15 protein-coding genes are annotated in these 14,999 nt (G+C 62.1%); 12 read left to right on the top strand and 3 right to left on the bottom strand.

Annotation, left to right across the window (positions count from 1 at the left end; all coding sequences use genetic code 11):
* Positions 1 to 24: 24 nt before the first annotated feature.
* Entirely contained in the window at positions 25 to 1,107 is a 1,083-nt protein-coding gene (locus AB1462_RS25785) for an LLM class flavin-dependent oxidoreductase (protein ID WP_090403232.1), read from the bottom strand.
* 255 nt (positions 1,108 to 1,362) lie between these two features.
* Here AB1462_RS25785 and AB1462_RS25780 point away from each other — a divergent pair, with 255 nt between their 5' ends.
* Entirely contained in the window at positions 1,363 to 1,986 is a 624-nt protein-coding gene (locus AB1462_RS25780) for a hypothetical protein (RefSeq protein WP_367248256.1), read from the top strand.
* Here AB1462_RS25780 and AB1462_RS25775 read toward each other — a convergent pair.
* Together AB1462_RS25775 and AB1462_RS25770 are read right to left on the bottom strand one after the other, a co-directional pair.
* On the bottom strand, positions 1,938 to 2,270 hold the full coding sequence (locus tag AB1462_RS25775; protein WP_367248255.1) for a hypothetical protein: 333 nt from the start codon (positions 2,268 to 2,270) through the stop codon (positions 1,938 to 1,940). The genes AB1462_RS25780 and AB1462_RS25775 overlap by 49 nt on opposite strands.
* A complete protein-coding gene (locus AB1462_RS25770; RefSeq protein ID WP_259194907.1) occupies positions 2,267 to 2,575 on the bottom strand; it encodes a phosphomannomutase in 309 nt (102 codons plus the stop codon). The genes AB1462_RS25775 and AB1462_RS25770 overlap by 4 nt, the downstream gene beginning before the upstream one ends.
* A 229-nt stretch (positions 2,576 to 2,804) precedes the next feature.
* Here AB1462_RS25770 and AB1462_RS25765 point away from each other — a divergent pair, with 229 nt between their 5' ends.
* The 11 genes from AB1462_RS25765 to AB1462_RS25715 all read left to right on the top strand — a co-directional run bounded on the left by AB1462_RS25765 (position 2,805) and on the right by AB1462_RS25715 (position 14,995).
* Complete coding sequence (locus AB1462_RS25765; RefSeq protein ID WP_259194908.1) at positions 2,805 to 3,245, top strand: low molecular weight protein-tyrosine-phosphatase; 441 nt, start codon at positions 2,805 to 2,807, stop codon at positions 3,243 to 3,245.
* Positions 3,246 to 3,286: 41 nt separating this feature from the next.
* Positions 3,287 to 5,506, top strand: coding sequence for a polysaccharide biosynthesis tyrosine autokinase (locus tag AB1462_RS25760; RefSeq protein ID WP_367248252.1), 2,220 nt, complete (start codon positions 3,287 to 3,289; stop codon positions 5,504 to 5,506).
* A gap of 5 nt (positions 5,507 to 5,511) precedes the next feature.
* Positions 5,512 to 6,825 (top strand): lipopolysaccharide biosynthesis protein, encoded by a 1,314-nt coding sequence (locus AB1462_RS25755; RefSeq protein ID WP_259194910.1) that lies wholly within the window; start codon positions 5,512 to 5,514, stop codon positions 6,823 to 6,825.
* Positions 6,822 to 7,997: an O-antigen ligase family protein gene (locus AB1462_RS25750; RefSeq protein ID WP_315339097.1), complete on the top strand. Its 1,176-nt coding sequence runs from the start codon at positions 6,822 to 6,824 to the stop codon at positions 7,995 to 7,997. Before AB1462_RS25755 ends, AB1462_RS25750 begins: the two co-directional genes overlap by 4 nt.
* Positions 7,994 to 9,157, top strand: a complete 1,164-nt coding sequence (locus tag AB1462_RS25745) for a polysaccharide pyruvyl transferase family protein (protein WP_367248251.1) — start codon at positions 7,994 to 7,996, stop codon at positions 9,155 to 9,157. The genes AB1462_RS25750 and AB1462_RS25745 overlap by 4 nt, the downstream gene beginning before the upstream one ends.
* A complete protein-coding gene (locus AB1462_RS25740) occupies positions 9,154 to 9,705 on the top strand; it encodes a putative colanic acid biosynthesis acetyltransferase (RefSeq protein WP_259194913.1) in 552 nt (183 codons plus the stop codon). The genes AB1462_RS25745 and AB1462_RS25740 overlap by 4 nt, the downstream gene beginning before the upstream one ends.
* A 14-nt stretch (positions 9,706 to 9,719) precedes the next feature.
* The gene (locus AB1462_RS25735) at positions 9,720 to 10,679 is read left to right on the top strand and encodes a nitroreductase family protein (RefSeq protein ID WP_259194914.1); all 960 of its coding nucleotides are present in this window, start codon (positions 9,720 to 9,722) and stop codon (positions 10,677 to 10,679) included.
* A 1-nt stretch (position 10,680) separates the two neighbouring features.
* Positions 10,681 to 11,616: a glycosyltransferase family 2 protein gene (locus AB1462_RS25730; RefSeq protein WP_367248249.1), complete on the top strand. Its 936-nt coding sequence runs from the start codon at positions 10,681 to 10,683 to the stop codon at positions 11,614 to 11,616.
* Between the two features lie 69 nt (positions 11,617 to 11,685).
* Positions 11,686 to 12,807, top strand: a complete 1,122-nt coding sequence (gmd, locus tag AB1462_RS25725) for a GDP-mannose 4,6-dehydratase (protein ID WP_367248248.1) — start codon at positions 11,686 to 11,688, stop codon at positions 12,805 to 12,807.
* A gap of 2 nt (positions 12,808 to 12,809) precedes the next feature.
* Entirely contained in the window at positions 12,810 to 13,787 is a 978-nt protein-coding gene (locus AB1462_RS25720; protein ID WP_053128210.1) for a GDP-L-fucose synthase, read from the top strand.
* Positions 13,787 to 14,995, top strand: a complete 1,209-nt coding sequence (locus AB1462_RS25715) for a glycosyltransferase WbuB (protein ID WP_367248247.1) — start codon at positions 13,787 to 13,789, stop codon at positions 14,993 to 14,995. The genes AB1462_RS25720 and AB1462_RS25715 overlap by 1 nt, the downstream gene beginning before the upstream one ends.
* Positions 14,996 to 14,999: the final 4 nt, after the last annotated feature.

The raw sequence follows: 14,999 nt of genomic DNA, 5'->3' as shown, positions 1-14,999 counted from the left end.
ACATTGGTTTTGTAGTGTGCTTGCTTACGCGACCTGTTTGGCCTGCTCGCGTTCAGCAATCAGCTGGCGGGTGAGGGGGATCAACCGCTTGCCATAGTCGATCGCATCATTGAGCGGATCAAACCCACGGATCAGGAAGGTGGTGATGCCGAGGTCGTAATAATCCACCAATGCCTCTGCCACCTGTTCGGCGGTACCCACCAACGAGGTGGAGTTGCCCTGCGCGCCCAGCAACTGCGCAATCCCCGTCCACAAACGCTTGTCCAGCCGCGAGCCCTGTGCCGCCGCTGCGAGTAGCCGCCGCGAGCCTTCATTCGGCGGTTCACGCCGCACAAATCCATTCTTCTGCGCCAACTCGGTGGCCTGTTGCAGGATGCTGTCGGCACGCGCCCACGCCTGTTCTTCGGTCGCGGCGAGGATCGGCCGCAGTGACAGGCTGAAGCGAATCGTGCGCCCATGCCTGGCCGCTTCGGCGCGCACCTGGGTCACGATCTCGCGGACCTGCTCATAGGTTTCGCCCCACAGCGCATACACATCGGCATGCTTGCCCGCCACTTCAATCGCGGCCTTGGAAGAGCCGCCAAAGTACAGCGGGATATGCGGCTGCTGCGGCGACTTCACCGCAGAGTGCGCGCCTTCGACCTGGTAGTAGGCGCCCGCAAAGTCGAAGGGCTGATCGCTGGTCCATTCCTGGCGTACCACGCTCAGGTATTCATCGGTGCGCGCGTAGCGTTCGTCCTTGCCGATATGGCTGCCATCGGCGCGCAGTTCGCGGTCGTCGCCGCCGGTGATGATATGCACGGCGGTGCGCCCGCCATTGAACACATCAAGGGTGGCGAACTGGCGCGCGGCCAGGGTGGGTTGGGCGAAGCCCGGACGGTGGGCGATCAGGAACTGCAGTTTTTTCGTCACGCTGGCGGCATGGGAGGCGATCAGTGTGCTGTCCGGGCTGTTGGAATGGAACGCCACCAGCGCGCGGTCGAAACCGGCCTCTTCGTGGGCGCGGGCCACGGTTTCCACGTAGTCCGGTTGCAGGATAGGGCCGCTGCGCGGGTGGATCTCGGAAGCGTGGTGACCGCCGATATAGCCGATGAATTCAATGCTCATGGTCTGTCCTTGTCGAGTAGGGGTTGGGTACCTCCGCCGGGCAGGGGGTCGGTCATGCTCGTCCACGGTAGGGGCCGCGACAGCCGGTGTAAAATGCCGTTTGGTTCTAACCTAATTATTAAAATATAGAATCATCTTGATCTATCTTAATCAGTAAATTGCATTTTTAGCGCGTTGCTGACCCTAGATAACGTTGTGTTTTTTTTGGGCCTGAGGTCTGATGAGCGCCGAAAACGGCACCTCGAAGGTTAAGCAGTGATGCGGGCAGAACTTGCGCAATATGGCGGCATTACCGTCATGATTCCGGCCGCACTGGTGATTGCTGTCTGGTTAAGGTATTCCACCCCTTGGGCACTGCGCGCCTGGATAATAACCGTGGGGATTACTTATTCGATTGTGGCGGCCAGCAAGTTGCTGTTTAAAGGGTGGGGCTTATCGTCCCAGCACTTGGATATTGCGGTAATAAGTGGTCACGCGATGAATACCTGCTTGATGGTCACGGTGGCAACGAGTTTACTGGCCCGCCAGTTCAACTTGGCCTGGCGTTGGCCGGCGGCGTTGCTGGGGTTAACGATAAGTCTCGGGTTCAGTGCTTATTGTGTCGCACCTTATATACATCCGCTGAATGAAGCCCTGGCCGGTGCCGCACTCGGGGTGACAGCCGCCCTGGTGTTTCTTTGGCGTATTGATGCCGCGCCCATCAAGGTATCGCCCGCGTTCATGGGCGGCGGGCTGGTGTTTTTGCTGGTCTGTGCGCTGGTCCCCAAGTACAACGCGGAGTTGCTGCTCAACCGCGTCGCAGTGACCCTGTCAGGTGCCGACCAGGCCCATCAAGAGCCTGCCTGGCGGCTGGGAACCGCGCACAGGAAGGCCGAGTAAGTCGCCAGGTCCAGCGCCAGGTTGCTTTCCACCATCAGCGCCAGCAAGGTCGTCTGCGCGTTGAACCGTCGCGCATTGCCACGGTTCCGCGCGCGCTTCATCTGCTGGAACAGCGCATGGGTGATCTGCTGCGGGGAGCTGCCCCGCAGCTGGTCCAGCCAGTGGCCGATGGCCCGGGTGTTGCGCTGGTACTGCGCGTCCTGCACCGGTTCGGCAAACCCCTCGAACATCCCGGTCAGCCTGCGCAGCGCATAGCCGCGTCTCAAGCCCGCCCACAGGCTCATGGCCGCTCCTCGGTGCCGCAGATATTGGCCAGCAGTTCGGCAGTCTTGACCTGCATGAACTGGCTGTCGCCGCGACTTTCCACGCACAGGCACACCGACAGCGGATCACTGACCTGCAACTTGAAGCGCCAGTCGGCGAAGACCATGGAAAACCCGGCACCGGACGCATCGCTGTCCAGTGAGTTATCGGCATACAGCACCTGTATGCGCTCGACGACATGGGTTGAGTCATGCACTTCCACATGAATATTTCCCGAAGAAGGAAATAGGCCAATACGTTCTACCAATAACTTTGACGTGTTCATGGCCGTCCCCTATCTGGTGCATTCAATGGGCACTTTATTATGCGGGGGTGGAAAAATACCGGAATGTTATTTTTAGTCGGCTAATACCAGGATTGTTATTTTTTGTCTTGCGCGATAGATGGTCTCGGTTTGTAGGCTGTGGTCATAATTACTCGTCGTTAGTTGCGCTTGATTAAATAAGGTCGTCCCTTTTGCCGAAGAATAAGTGTGCGGTGCGTGGGAGGTTGCCTTGTTCAAAAAGATATTGATTGTGTGCATCGGCAACATCTGCCGCAGCCCTACGGCGGAACACTTGCTGGGTGCCGCGCTGACGTCCTCCGGGATCACGGTGAGTTCGGCCGGCTTGGCGGCGTTGCGTGACCATCCGCTGGAGCCGACGGCCGGGCAAGTGCTGCAGGAGCATGGGCACGTTCCCCGGGCGCACAAGGCGCGGCAACTCAGCGTTGAAGCGGTGAGTGAGGCCGACCTGATCCTGGTGATGGAGCAACGGCACATCGACGGCGTGCTCAACCTCGCTCCCGAGGCGCGGGGCAAGGTGTTCCTGTTGGGCAAGTGGCAGCACGATCGCGAGATCACCGACCCCTATCGCCAGGGCAAGCCTGCCTTTATGCAGGCTTATGCCTTGATCGAACAGGCCGCACAGGCCTGGGCCCAGCGCCTCGTGCGCTGACGCTCCCTCTTTAAACGATTGCAAGGACGAAGACGCGATTTATGTATTCACCCCAGAACGCTTCCCCTGAAAGCCCCCACCGTGACGAGATCGATGTGCTCGGCATGCTTGGCACCCTGATCGATCACAAATGGCTGATCGCTGGGATCACCGGCACCTGCATGGTGATCGGCGCGGCCTACGCCATTCTGGCAGCGCCGGTGTACCAGGCGAATGCGTTGATCCAAGTGGAACCGAAAAAGAACGACATGCTCGGTTTCTCCGACGTCAGCAGCCTGCTGGGCAAGGAATCGCCGGCGGTGACCGAGATCGAGCTGATCAAGTCGCGCACCATCATTGGCAAGACCGTCGATACCCTGGCGCTGGACATCACCATCACGCCCCAGCATTTTCCGTTGATCGGTGGCTTCCTCGCGCGGCGTTATGTGCCTGAACACAAGGGCGATATTGCGCCGCCGCTGTTCGGTTTCAATCGCTACTCGGCGGGAGGCGAGGCCCTAGTGCTGAGCAGCTTGAACCTGCCGACGGCGTTGCTCGGGACCACCCTGGTACTGGTGGCCGGCGAGGCCCAGGCCTACACGTTATTTGATGAGGACGGCGTCGAGATCGCCGCAGGAAGCGTCGGCGTGCCGTTTGCCGCCGGGGGCGTCGAGGTTCTGGTCAAGGAGCTTAGGGCCAACCCGGGCGCGCATTTCAAGATCGTGCGCAAGCCGCGCCTGGACGCGGTGGCCGACTATCAGGACCTGCTGACGGTCATTGAGCGCGGCAAGGAGTCGGGCATTATCAGCCTGTCCCTGGAGAGCACGCGTCCGGGCCTGGCGGTGCGTACGCTGAATGAAATTTCCAACCTGTATGTGAAGCAGAACGTCGACCGTACCTCGGCCGAGGCGGCACAGAGCCTGTCGTTCCTCAATGACCAGTTGCCCCAGGTGCGGCGCGACCTGGAGAAGGCTGAGAACGCCTTGAACCGCTTCCAGACCCGCAGCAAATCCATCGACATCAGCCTCGAAGCCAAGGCGGTGCTCGACCAGGTGGTGGCCCTGGATACCGGCATCTCCGAACTCAAGCTGCAACAGGCCGAGATGGACCGTAAGTTCACCCCCCAGCACCCGGCTTATCGTGCCTTGATCGCCAAGTTGGCGGAACTCAACGCCAAGCAGGCGCAGATGACCAAGCGCGTCGAAGGCTTGCCCACGACCCAGCAGGAATTACTCAGCCTGACCCGCGACGTGCAAGTGGGCACCGAGATCTACACCCAGTTGCTCAACCGCTCCCAGGAGCTTGATGTGATGCGCGCCGGCACCGTGGGCAACGTGCGCCTGATTGACAGCGCCGATGTCAACCTGGCCAAGCCTGTGGAACCGCGCAAAGTCATCGTGGTGCTGCTGGCGATGCTGCTCGGCGGCATGCTTTCGGTGGGCATTGTACTGGTGCGCAGCCTGCTCAATCGTGGCCTGGAAAGCCCGGATGACATCGAGAAACTCGGCCTGCCGGTGTACGCCTCGATCCCCTTCAGCCTGTTGCAAAAGGCCGAAGAAACCAACGCCGCCAAGGGCCGTTCCGCCGCACCGTCGCTGTTGGCGCTCAACCACCCCCATGACCTGGTGATGGAGGCCATGCGCAGCCTGCGTACCAGCCTGCATTTCGCCATGATCGAGGCCAAGAACAACCGCCTGATGATCACCGGCCCGAGCCCCGAGGTGGGCAAGACGTTTGTCTCGGCCAACCTGGCGGCGATTGTCGCGCAGTCGGGTCAGCGCGTGCTGCTGATCGATGCCGACATGCGCAAGGGCTACTTGCACAAGATGCTCGGCAAGACGGTGGAGGAGGGATTGTCCGACCTGCTGGCCAAGCGTTGTGATCTGCAGGAAGCGATTCACCCGACCGCCGTGGAGCGTTTCGACTTCATTGGCCGTGGGCAGATCCCGCCCAACCCGTCGGAACTGTTGATGCACCCTAACTTTGCTGCGTTGCTGGCCGAAGTCAGCGAGCGCTATGACTTGGTGATCATCGATACGCCGCCACTGCTGGCCGTGACCGACGCCGCGATTGTTGGGCGCCAGGCCGGCACCAGCCTGATGGTCACTCGTTTTGGCGTGAACTCGGCGAAGGAAATCGAGTTGACCCTGCGCCGCTTCCATCAAAACGGCATCGATCTCAAGGGCGCGATCTTCAATGGTGTGGAAAAACGCCGGTCCGCCAGCTACGGCTATGGCGACTACGGCTACTACAGCTACGCCTATCAGTCCGACAAGGCCTGATGACCATGAGCAAAGTGCTTGAAATGCCGCGTTCGTTGTCGCGACGGTTTCGCCTCAACGTGCTGAGCTACGGCTATACCCAACTGGTGACGCTGGCGGCGCAACTGGTGCTGGTGCCGTTCTTCCTGCACGCCTGGGGCACCGGGCGCTATGCCGATTGGCTGGTGCTCACCGGTATCCCGTCGATGCTCAGCCTGCTCGACCTGGGGGTGGCCCAGGCGTCGGCCACCAGCGCCACCTTGCGCGCCAGCCAAGGCGATGTGCCGGGGGCGCGGCGCAGTGTGCAGACCGCCTTGGCCTTTACCCTGGCGGTGGTCGCGCTGGTGCTGGTATTCGCCTTGACCTTGGGCCAGTGGCTCGACTGGGTATCAATGCTCGGGCTCAAGACGTTGACACCCGAGCAGGCCAGCCTGGTGGTGCTGTTCATGTCCGGTTACCTGTGCACGCGCTTGCTGGGTGGGCCGATCGACGCCTGGTTTCGCACCATCGACAGAACGGTCGGCGGCGTCTTCATCATGGCCAACCGCAGGACCCTGGACATTGTGTTGTCCATCGTCGTGCTGCTGCTCGGCGGCTCCGAACTGCAATTGGCCCAAGGCATGTTTTTCAGTCAGGTGTTGTTCCTGGTGCTGGTGACCCTGTTTGTGCGGCGTATCTCACCTTGGCCGTTACTGGGGCTGGCGTCGGCATCCTGGGCCGAGTTTCGCGGTATCTGGAAACCGGCGCTGGGCAGCGCGGCGATCCCGCTGGCGCAAGCGATCACCCTGCAAGGTGGCCTGCAAGTGCTCAACCAGATCGCCGGCCCGGCGGTGGTGGTGGGTTACACCATGGCGCGCACCTTGATGCGCCTGATCATCCAGTTGGGCATCACCTGCAGCAACGCCCTGACCCCGGAGATCTCGCGCCTGGCCGGGCGCGGCGAGTTCGAACAGGCGCGACGCTTTACCCAGCGCGCCAGCTCCCTGGTGCTGGGCCTGTGCGTGCTGGTGTATGCCGCCGGGATCTGGGCCGGGCCGCAGATCATCCTGCTGTGGAGCCATGGCCTGGTGCAGGTCGATCGCCTGTCATTGGCGCTGATCGGCTCCCATACGATTTTGAATGTGGCCTGGTTCATCCTCGCGGCAATGCTGATTTCCACCAACCGTCACACCCGCACTTCGGTGATCTACGCCTTGAGCAGCGTCGCGGCCCTGCTGCTGTGGCTGGCGTGCAAGGAGCGCATCGATCCGCTGCTGGGCGCGTCGCTGCTGCTGTCGCTGCCGGAACTGGTGGTGTTGGTGTACCTGCGGGTGATTCGCGTGGGGGAGGTCGGCCCATGATGCTCTCCCAGGCGCGCCTGACCCTCTACTTGCCGCTGACGTTCTTCGCCTTGCCCCTGGCGCTGAGCAACAACCTCTCGCAGCCGTTGGCGCTGCTGCTGTTGCTGCCGTTCGTGGTGTACGCGGCGCGTGGTTTTACCCGGGCGCTGCCATTGCTGGCGTTGGTGGTCGCGTCCAGTGTGTTGCAGGTTTTGCTCAGCAGTGGGGCGAAGATCTCGCTGTACCAGTTCCTGCGTTCCGGCATTCCGTTTTTCTATTTTGTGCTGCTGTTGGCCGGCTACAGCTACGTGCTGGCGAATGTGGAAAAAATCGCGCGAGCCCATAGCGTCAACTACCGACGCATCCTCGAACGCATCATCTATATCTTCGCCCTTGGCCAGTTGTTGCAGGTCAGCCTGTACGGCGTGGGCATTGACCTGACCAACGCCGCCTCCAAGTCCAGCGACGAAGTCGGGCGGATCATGTTGTTTCCCACCAGTTCGGCGGTGCTGCTGTTTTTCTATGCCTGTTGCCACCGCAAGATCGGCTTGATGCTGATCCTCGCGGTCACGTTGCTGGCGGCCGGTTCCAAGACCATCCTCGCGGCGATGGCGGTGATGATCCTGTTGTCGGCGATTACCCAGCGCAAGCTCAAGTCACTGTCGGTGCTGGTGGTGGCCATCGCTGCGCTGGGTACGTTGACGTTCTATGCCAGCCCCTTGGCGGTGTCGCGCTTTGCCACTTACCTGCTCGAGGAGAAGGGCGAGGACGTGACCCGTGCGTTCGAGATCGCGCATGCCAAGGAATCGTTTCTCGACAACCCCGCCACGGTGTTCCTGGGTAATGGCCTGGCCAAGCAATTGACCCCCGGCGTGCCCACCAATGACGAGCGCTGGTTCGAGAACTCCAAGTTCGATATCGAGAACGGCTACTGGGGCGTGATCGCCAAGCTGGGAGTGGTCGGCGTGGCGCTGTTTTGCCTGCTGTTCAACTCTCTGCCGCGCAACCCGGTATCCCTGGCCGTGGTGGCGATCCTGCTGATTTTCTCGTTTAAGACCAGCTACCAGTTCTTCACCACCTTCGATGGCAGCTACTTGCTGGTGTGGTCGATGTTCATCGGCCTGCTCAACAAGGTGGCGCCTGCACGCCAGGCTGTTTACCCAAATTACTTACTGAAACAGGCTGGATCATGAACGCACCTGCAAGCCCCATCAGGGCCGGGATACTGACGTACCACTTCAGCGAAAACTTCGGCGCGGTGCTGCAAGCCTATGCCTTGCAGCGCTGGCTGCAGCAACAGGGCTTGCAGGTGAGCCTGATCAACTACCACCCGGCGTACGTGGAGGATGGCAGCGAGATTCGTCAGTTGCTCAACCCACGCCAGCTCAAGGCCAACCTCAAGGCCCTGTACCTCAAGGCCCTGGCGTTGAAAACCCAGCTGCTGGGGCCGAATGCCCAGTCGCGCCAGTTCCAGGCGTTCAAGGCGCGCTTCCTGAATATCCAGGAGCCGCGCTACGCCCACGCCCACCAGCTCAACCAGGCGGTGGCCGGCCAGCAATTGCTGGTGGCCGGCAGCGACCAGATCTGGAACCCCTCGGGCCAGACCGGCCTCGACCCGGCGTACTTCCTGGCCTTCGATTGCGACCAGACGATCCGGCGCATCTCCTACGCCGCGAGTTTCGGCAAGGAATACCTGGAGCCGCAGTACCACGCCGAAGCCGAGGGCTTGCTCAAGCAACTGTCGGCGATCAGCGTGCGCGAGGAGAGCGGGGTGAGCATCGTGCAACAGGTCTCGGGGCTGGCCGCCCAGTGCGTGCCGGACCCGACGCTGTTGCACCGCGACTATTCGGCGCTGCTCGCCACGTCCACCCAGACCCGCACCGGCCACGTGTTCTGCTACGCACTGCGCACTGGCGTGGGCGTGCGCGAAGTGGCCCAGGCGCTGTCGCGGCAGGTGGCCGGGCCGATTGTCTCGCCGTATAACGCGCACCGGCGCTGGCGGCAGATCGGCGAGACCGTGCAGGTGGGCCCACAGGATTGGCTCAAGTTGCTCAAGGAGAGCGCCTACGTGGTGACCAACTCCTTCCATGCCACGGTGTTCGCGATCATTTTCGAGAAGCCGTTTATCGCCGTGGGGTTGCCGGGCAACAAGGCCTCGCTGAACGCTCGTGTGCGCAATCTGCTGGAGAAGCTGGAGCTGTCGCAACGCTTCCTGCCCGCAGACGATGCCGACCAGGTGCAGGCCTTGATCGCGGCGCCCATCGACTGGGTGGCGGTGCGGGCCCGGCGCCAGGCCCTGCAACAGGTGGGCGAGCGCTACCTGTTGGAACAACTGGCGGCGATCCGCCCATGAGCGATTTCGCGCAACTCAAGTACGTCGACACCCTGCCGCGCAGCAACAAGGCGCGGCGCCTGTTGTGGGGCATCGTCTACCAGCTGCTGTTTCGCCCCACGCCGCGCTGGATGCTGCACCGCTGGCGCAGTTGGTTGCTGCGCTGCTTTGGCGCCAAGGTCGGCGTGGGCTGCCGCATCGCGCCCACGTGCAGCATCTGGGCGCCGTGGAACCTGGAGATCGGCGACTACACCGCCATCGCCGATGGGGTCGATGTGTACGCCATGGCCAGGATCACCCTGGGTTCCAAGGTCGCCATCAGCCAACGCAGCTTCCTGTGCACCGGCACCCACGACACCCGCAGCCTGCTGCGGCCCCTGGTGACCCGCGAGATCGTGATCAAGGACCATGTGTGGGTTGCCGCCGAGGCCTTTATCCACCCCGGTTGTGTGCTGGAGGAGGGCTGCGTGGTCGGCGCGCGTTCGGTGGTCACGGCCAGCCTGCCCGCCTGGATGATTTGCGTCGGTGCGCCGTGCCGCCCCCTCAAAACGAGAGACATCGCACTATGAAACAGGTGAAACGCATGATGGATAAGGCATGGAAGTTGATGTATTTCGTCAGCGAGTTCTTTCGCGACATGCTCACGTTTATTCGCCACAACGGTTACTCGCCGCTGGAAAGCCGCAACAAGAAGCTGTTCTACAAAATCCTCATCGAAACCCACACCGTGGAAAAGGGCCTGTCCCTCAAGGAGCCCAAGCCGCTGTTCGGCAAGGACAAGATCAACGGCATCATCCATATGCTCAACGAATACGACCGCACGTATTCGGCGCTGCCGGTGGAGATGGCCCTCGGCGCCTTCCAGGGCTACCTCGACCTGCATCGCACCCTCGGCATCAGCGACGATTTTGTGTTCTACCTGGATGCCTATGTGGAGCACCTCAAGCGCGATGGCACCGCTGGCAGCGGCGGCATCAAGCGTGCGGCGCCGTGGCTGGGCAACGGCGGGCTGGATGCCAAGGCGTTCCTGCAATCGCGCTCCAGCTGCCGCATGTTCCAGGCTGGCAAGATCGACAGTGGCCTGCTGACGTCCTTGGTGGAATTGGCGCAGTCGTCACCTTCGCAATGCAACCGGCAGTCATCGCGGGTGCATGTGTATCAGGACCGCGCGGTGATCGCGCAGTTGCTTGAACTGCAAGGCGGCTCGCGCGGGTTTGCGCAGTCGGTGGACAACCTGTTTGTGGTCACGTCCGAAGTCACCGCCTGGGGCGGCGCGGGGCAGCGCAACCAGCTTTACGTCGACGGTGCGTTGTTTTCCATGGGCCTGCTGCTGGCTTGCCACGCCAATGGCCTGGGCGCGTGCCCGCTGAACCTGGCGATCCTCAATTCGGTGGAAAAGAAGATCCGTGGCATCGGCGCCATCCCGGCCAGCGAGCGGCTGATCATGATGATCGCTGTGGGGCTGCCGCTGGAAAGCCACTTCCGGGCCGCGCGTTCACCGCGCCGGCTCACCACCGAAGTCCTGCAAATGCACGGTGGCTGATATGACGCGCGAAACCGTCAGTGTGATCATCCTCACCTACAACGAAAGCCTGCATATCGCCCGGGCCATCGAGTCGGTGCGTGCCTTCAGCGATGAAGTGCTGGTGGTCGATTCGTTTTCCACCGACGACACCTGCGACATCGCCCGGCGCCATGGCGCGCTGGTGGTGCAGCACGCCTTTGTCAACCAGGCCAAGCAGTTCCAGTGGGCGCTGGATCACCTGCCGATTACCGGCAACTGGACGATGCGCCTGGACGCCGACGAAATCATCGAAGCCGACCTCGCCGCCGCGATCAATACCCGGCTGCCGACCCTGGCCCACGACATCACCGGCATCAACTTCAAGCGCAAGCATATTTTCATGGGGCGCTGGGTGCGCCATGGCGGCCGCTATCCGTTGAAAATGCTGCGGCTGTGGCGCACCGGGCAAGGGCGTATGGAGGACCGGTGGATGGACGAGCACATCTCGGTCGCCGAGGGCCGCACCATCACCCTCGAAGGCGGGTTTGCCGACCATAACCTGCATGACTTGACCTTCTTCACCCACAAGCACAACCAGTACGCCACCCGCGAAGCGATTGAAGTGCTTAACGCGCGGCTGGGGCTGTTTGCGATACGCGATGAATTGCATGCCGGGCAGAGCTCGTTCCAGGCCAAGGCCAAGCGCCTGGTCAAGAACCGCGTGTATAACCGCGTGCCGTTCACCCTCAGTTCCACCGCGTATTTCCTCTGGCGCTACATCATCCAGCTGGGGTTTCTCGATGGCCGCAGCGGCCTGGTCTATCACCTGCTCCAGGGGTATTGGTACCGCTTTCTGGTGGGCGCCAAAGTGCTCGAACTGGAAACCGCGATTGCGCACTTAAACGATAAGGAAGCCATTGTCCGGGAACTATCAAAGTTGACCGGACATAACTTGAACCTGCCCACACCGAAGTAACTGAGCGTTTTTAACAAACACCCAAGTCTGGGTGTCGGCCTTCGCTCGCCTATCAATTGGGAGACAGACATGAATAAAGTCGCGCTTATTACCGGGATCACCGGTCAGGATGGCTCGTACCTGGCAGAGCTGCTGCTGGAAAAAGGCTATACCGTGCACGGCCTCAAGCGACGTTCTTCGTCGTTCAATACCCAGCGCATCGATCACATCTACCAGGACCCGCAGGCCCTGCGTAAAAACCTGATCCTGCACTATGGCGACCTGGCGGATTCGTCGAACCTGACGCGCATCATCCAGCAGATCCAGCCCGACGAAATCTACAACCTCGGCGCCCAATCCCATGTGGCGGTGAGCTTCGATTCGCCGGAATACACCGCCGATGTGGATGCCCTCGGCACCTTGCGCATCCTCGAAGCAATCCGCTTGCTGGGCCTGGAAAAGAAGACCCGCTTCTACCAGGCCTCGACCTCCGAGCTGTACGGGCTGGTGCAGGAAACCCCGCAGAAGGAAACCACGCCGTTCTACCCGCGCTCGCCCTATGCGGTGGCCAAGCTGTACGCCTACTGGATCACCGTGAACTTCCGCGAAGCCTACGGGCTGTATGCGTGCAACGGCATCCTGTTCAACCACGAGTCGCCGCGTCGCGGTGAAACCTTCGTGACCCGCAAGATCACCCGCGCCCTGAGCAACATCGCCCTGGGCCTGGAACAGTGCCTGTACATGGGCAACATGGATGCACTGCGCGACTGGGGCCACGCCAAGGACTACGTGCGCATGCAGTGGATGATGCTGCAGCAGGACCACCCCGAGGATTTTGTGATCGCCACTGGCGTGCAGTATTCGGTGCGCGACTTTATTCGCTGGTCGGCGGCGGAGCTGGGGCTGCATTTGCGCTTTGTCGGCGAGGGCGTGGAAGAGGTGGCGGTGGTCGAGCAGATCGACGGCGACCTGGCGCCAGGCATCCTGGTGGGCGATGTGATTGTGCGCGTCGACCCGCGTTACTTCCGCCCGGCGGAAGTCGAGACGCTGTTGGGCGACCCGGCTAAAGCTAAGCGCCTGCTCGGCTGGGTACCGGAAATCAGCGCCCAGGAAATGTGTGCGGAGATGGTCCGCGAAGACCTCAAGGTCGCCCAGCGCCACGCCTTGTTGCGCCTGCACGGGCATGACGCACCGATTGCCGTGGAGAACTGAGCATGGCACGTGACTTTGATGCGCGGATTTTTGTGGCCGGCCATCGCGGCATGGTTGGCTCGGCCATCGTGCGGCGCCTGTGGGCCTTGGGCTACACGCAGTTGCTCACGGCTGGCCGTGATGAGCTGGACCTGCTCGACCCGGCGGCAGTGCAGGCGTACTTCGCCAGGCACCGGGTGGACCAGGTGTACCTGGCGGCGGCCAAGGTCGGCGGGATTCACGCCAACGCGACGTACCCGGCCGATTTCATCTACCAGAACCTGATGATCCAGGCCAACGTGATCCACGCCGCCCACAGCCATGGCGTGGAAAAACTGTTGTTCCTGGGCTCGTCATGCATCTACCCGGTGCATGCACCGCAACCAATGATCGAAGCGGTGCTGCTGGACGGCGCGCTGGAACCCACCAACGAACCCTACGCGGTGGCCAAGATCGCCGGCATCAAGCTGTGCGAAAGCTACAACCGCCAGCATGGCCGCGATTACCGCAGCGTGATGCCCACCAACCTGTACGGGCCGGGCGACAACTACCACCCGCAGAACAGTCATGTGATCGCCGCCTTGCTGCGGCGCTTCCATGAGGCGACCCAGCGCGGCGATGAGGAAGTGGTGATCTGGGGCAGTGGCACGCCGCGGCGCGAGTTCCTGCATGTGGATGACATGGCGGCGGCCAGCGTGCATGTGATGGAGCTCAGCCAGGAACGCTACCGTGAGCAGACCCAGCCGATGCGTTCGCACTTGAACGTCGGCACCGGGGTGGATTGCACCATCGCCGAGCTGGCCCAGGCGCTGGTGCGGGTCACCGGCTTCAAGGGGCAATTGCGCTTTGACGCCAGCAAGCCCGACGGCGCGCCGCGCAAGCTGCTGGATGTGAGCCGGATCAACGCCCTCGGCTGGGAAGCCTATGTGCCGCTGGAGGAGGGCCTGCGCGACGCCTATAACGCCTATCTCGCCGCCCTCGAACAGCCTCGGGGCCAGTGATGAAGATCCTCCTGTACGGCATCAATTACAGCCCGGAGCTCACCGGCATCGGCAAGTACAGCGGTGAACAGGCGCGCTGGCTGGCGAGCCAGGGGCATGACGTGCGGGTGGTGACGGCGCCGCCGTATTACCCGCAGTGGCAGGTGGGCGAGGGGTATTCTCCGTGGCGCTTTCGCACCGAGCAGGATGACGGTGTGACAGTGATTCGCTGCCCGCTGTATGTACCGCGCCAACCCAGCGCGCTGACGCGGTTGCTGCACCTGATGAGCTTTTCCGCCAGCTCCTGTCTGGCCGTGTTGGGGCAACTGCGCTGGAAGCCGGACCTGGTGATCCTGGTGGTGCCCACTTTGTTCTGTTCGCCCCAGGCATTGCTGTTGGCCAAGCTCAGTGGCGCACGCTCGGTGCTGCACATCCAGGACTATGAAGTGGATGCGATGTTCGGCCTTGGCATCGGTGGCGGCTCCCTTATGCGTCGCCTGGCGTTTGGGCTTGAACGCTGGCTGTTGCGGCGTTTTGACCGGGTCTCGACGATTTCCAGCGGCATGCTCGACAAGGCCCGGGGCAAAGGCGTAAGCAGCAAGCGCCTGCTGTTCTTTCCCAACTGGTCGGAAACCGCGCGCTTTCGCCAGGTGCCCCGCAGCCATGGGCTGCTGCAACGCCTGGGTGTGGCGCCTGGCCAAAGGGTGTTGTTGTACTCCGGCAATATCGGCGAGAAGCAGGGCCTGGAATTGATCCTCGACGCCGCCCAGGCCCATGCCGATCGCCCGGAGCTGGTGTTCCTGATCGTCGGCCAGGGCACCGGCAAGGCGCGCTTGCTCGAGCGCGTGCAGCGCGATGGCCTGCGCAATGTGCTGTTTGCGCCGTTGCAGGCCTACGAGGATTTGCCGGCGCTGCTGGCCTCGGCCGACGTGCACCTGGTGATCCAGAAGCGCGGGGTGGCGGACGCGGTGTTGCCCTCCAAGCTGACCAACATTCTGGCGGTGGGCGGCCACGCCATCATCACTGCCGACCCCGGCACCACCCTCGGCCGCCTGTGCGAGGAACACCCCGGCATTGCGGTGCTGACTGAGCCGGAATCCGTCGCGGCGTTGAACACAGGGATCGAGCGGGCACTGGCATTGCCCGCGCGCAACGAGGTGGCGCTGAACTACGCCAAGGAGTTCCTCGACAAGGAACGCATTCTGCAACGCTTTCTGGCACAGGTCTGATGGG

It is taken from the genome of Pseudomonas sp. SB113, from assembly GCF_040754745.1.
GTDB classification, from domain to species: Bacteria; Pseudomonadota; Gammaproteobacteria; order Pseudomonadales; family Pseudomonadaceae; genus Aquipseudomonas; species Aquipseudomonas grimontii.
The sequence above is the reverse complement of the archived record's forward strand: the minus strand, read 5'-3'. Positions and strand labels throughout refer to the sequence as shown.

Excerpts from the sequence above, each read along its gene's own strand:
- AB1462_RS25740 (WP_259194913.1), top strand. The coding sequence starts at position 9,154 with ATGAGCGATTTCGCGCAACTCAAGTACGTCGACACCCTGCCGCGCAGC.
- AB1462_RS25785 (WP_090403232.1), bottom strand. The coding sequence starts at position 1,107 with ATGAGCATTGAATTCATCGGCTATATCGGCGGTCACCACGCTTCCGAG.
- AB1462_RS25775 (WP_367248255.1), bottom strand. The coding sequence starts at position 2,270 with ATGAGCCTGTGGGCGGGCTTGAGACGCGGCTATGCGCTGCGCAGGCTG.
- AB1462_RS25760 (WP_367248252.1), top strand. The coding sequence starts at position 3,287 with ATGTATTCACCCCAGAACGCTTCCCCTGAAAGCCCCCACCGTGACGAG.
- AB1462_RS25730 (WP_367248249.1), top strand. The coding sequence starts at position 10,681 with ATGACGCGCGAAACCGTCAGTGTGATCATCCTCACCTACAACGAAAGC.
- AB1462_RS25720 (WP_053128210.1), top strand. The coding sequence starts at position 12,810 with ATGGCACGTGACTTTGATGCGCGGATTTTTGTGGCCGGCCATCGCGGC.
- gmd (WP_367248248.1), top strand. The coding sequence starts at position 11,686 with ATGAATAAAGTCGCGCTTATTACCGGGATCACCGGTCAGGATGGCTCG.
- AB1462_RS25750 (WP_315339097.1), top strand. The coding sequence starts at position 6,822 with ATGATGCTCTCCCAGGCGCGCCTGACCCTCTACTTGCCGCTGACGTTC.
- AB1462_RS25735 (WP_259194914.1), top strand. The coding sequence starts at position 9,720 with ATGATGGATAAGGCATGGAAGTTGATGTATTTCGTCAGCGAGTTCTTT.
- AB1462_RS25755 (WP_259194910.1), top strand. The coding sequence starts at position 5,512 with ATGAGCAAAGTGCTTGAAATGCCGCGTTCGTTGTCGCGACGGTTTCGC.
- AB1462_RS25715 (WP_367248247.1), top strand. The coding sequence starts at position 13,787 with ATGAAGATCCTCCTGTACGGCATCAATTACAGCCCGGAGCTCACCGGC.
- AB1462_RS25770 (WP_259194907.1), bottom strand. The coding sequence starts at position 2,575 with ATGAACACGTCAAAGTTATTGGTAGAACGTATTGGCCTATTTCCTTCT.
- AB1462_RS25745 (WP_367248251.1), top strand. The coding sequence starts at position 7,994 with ATGAACGCACCTGCAAGCCCCATCAGGGCCGGGATACTGACGTACCAC.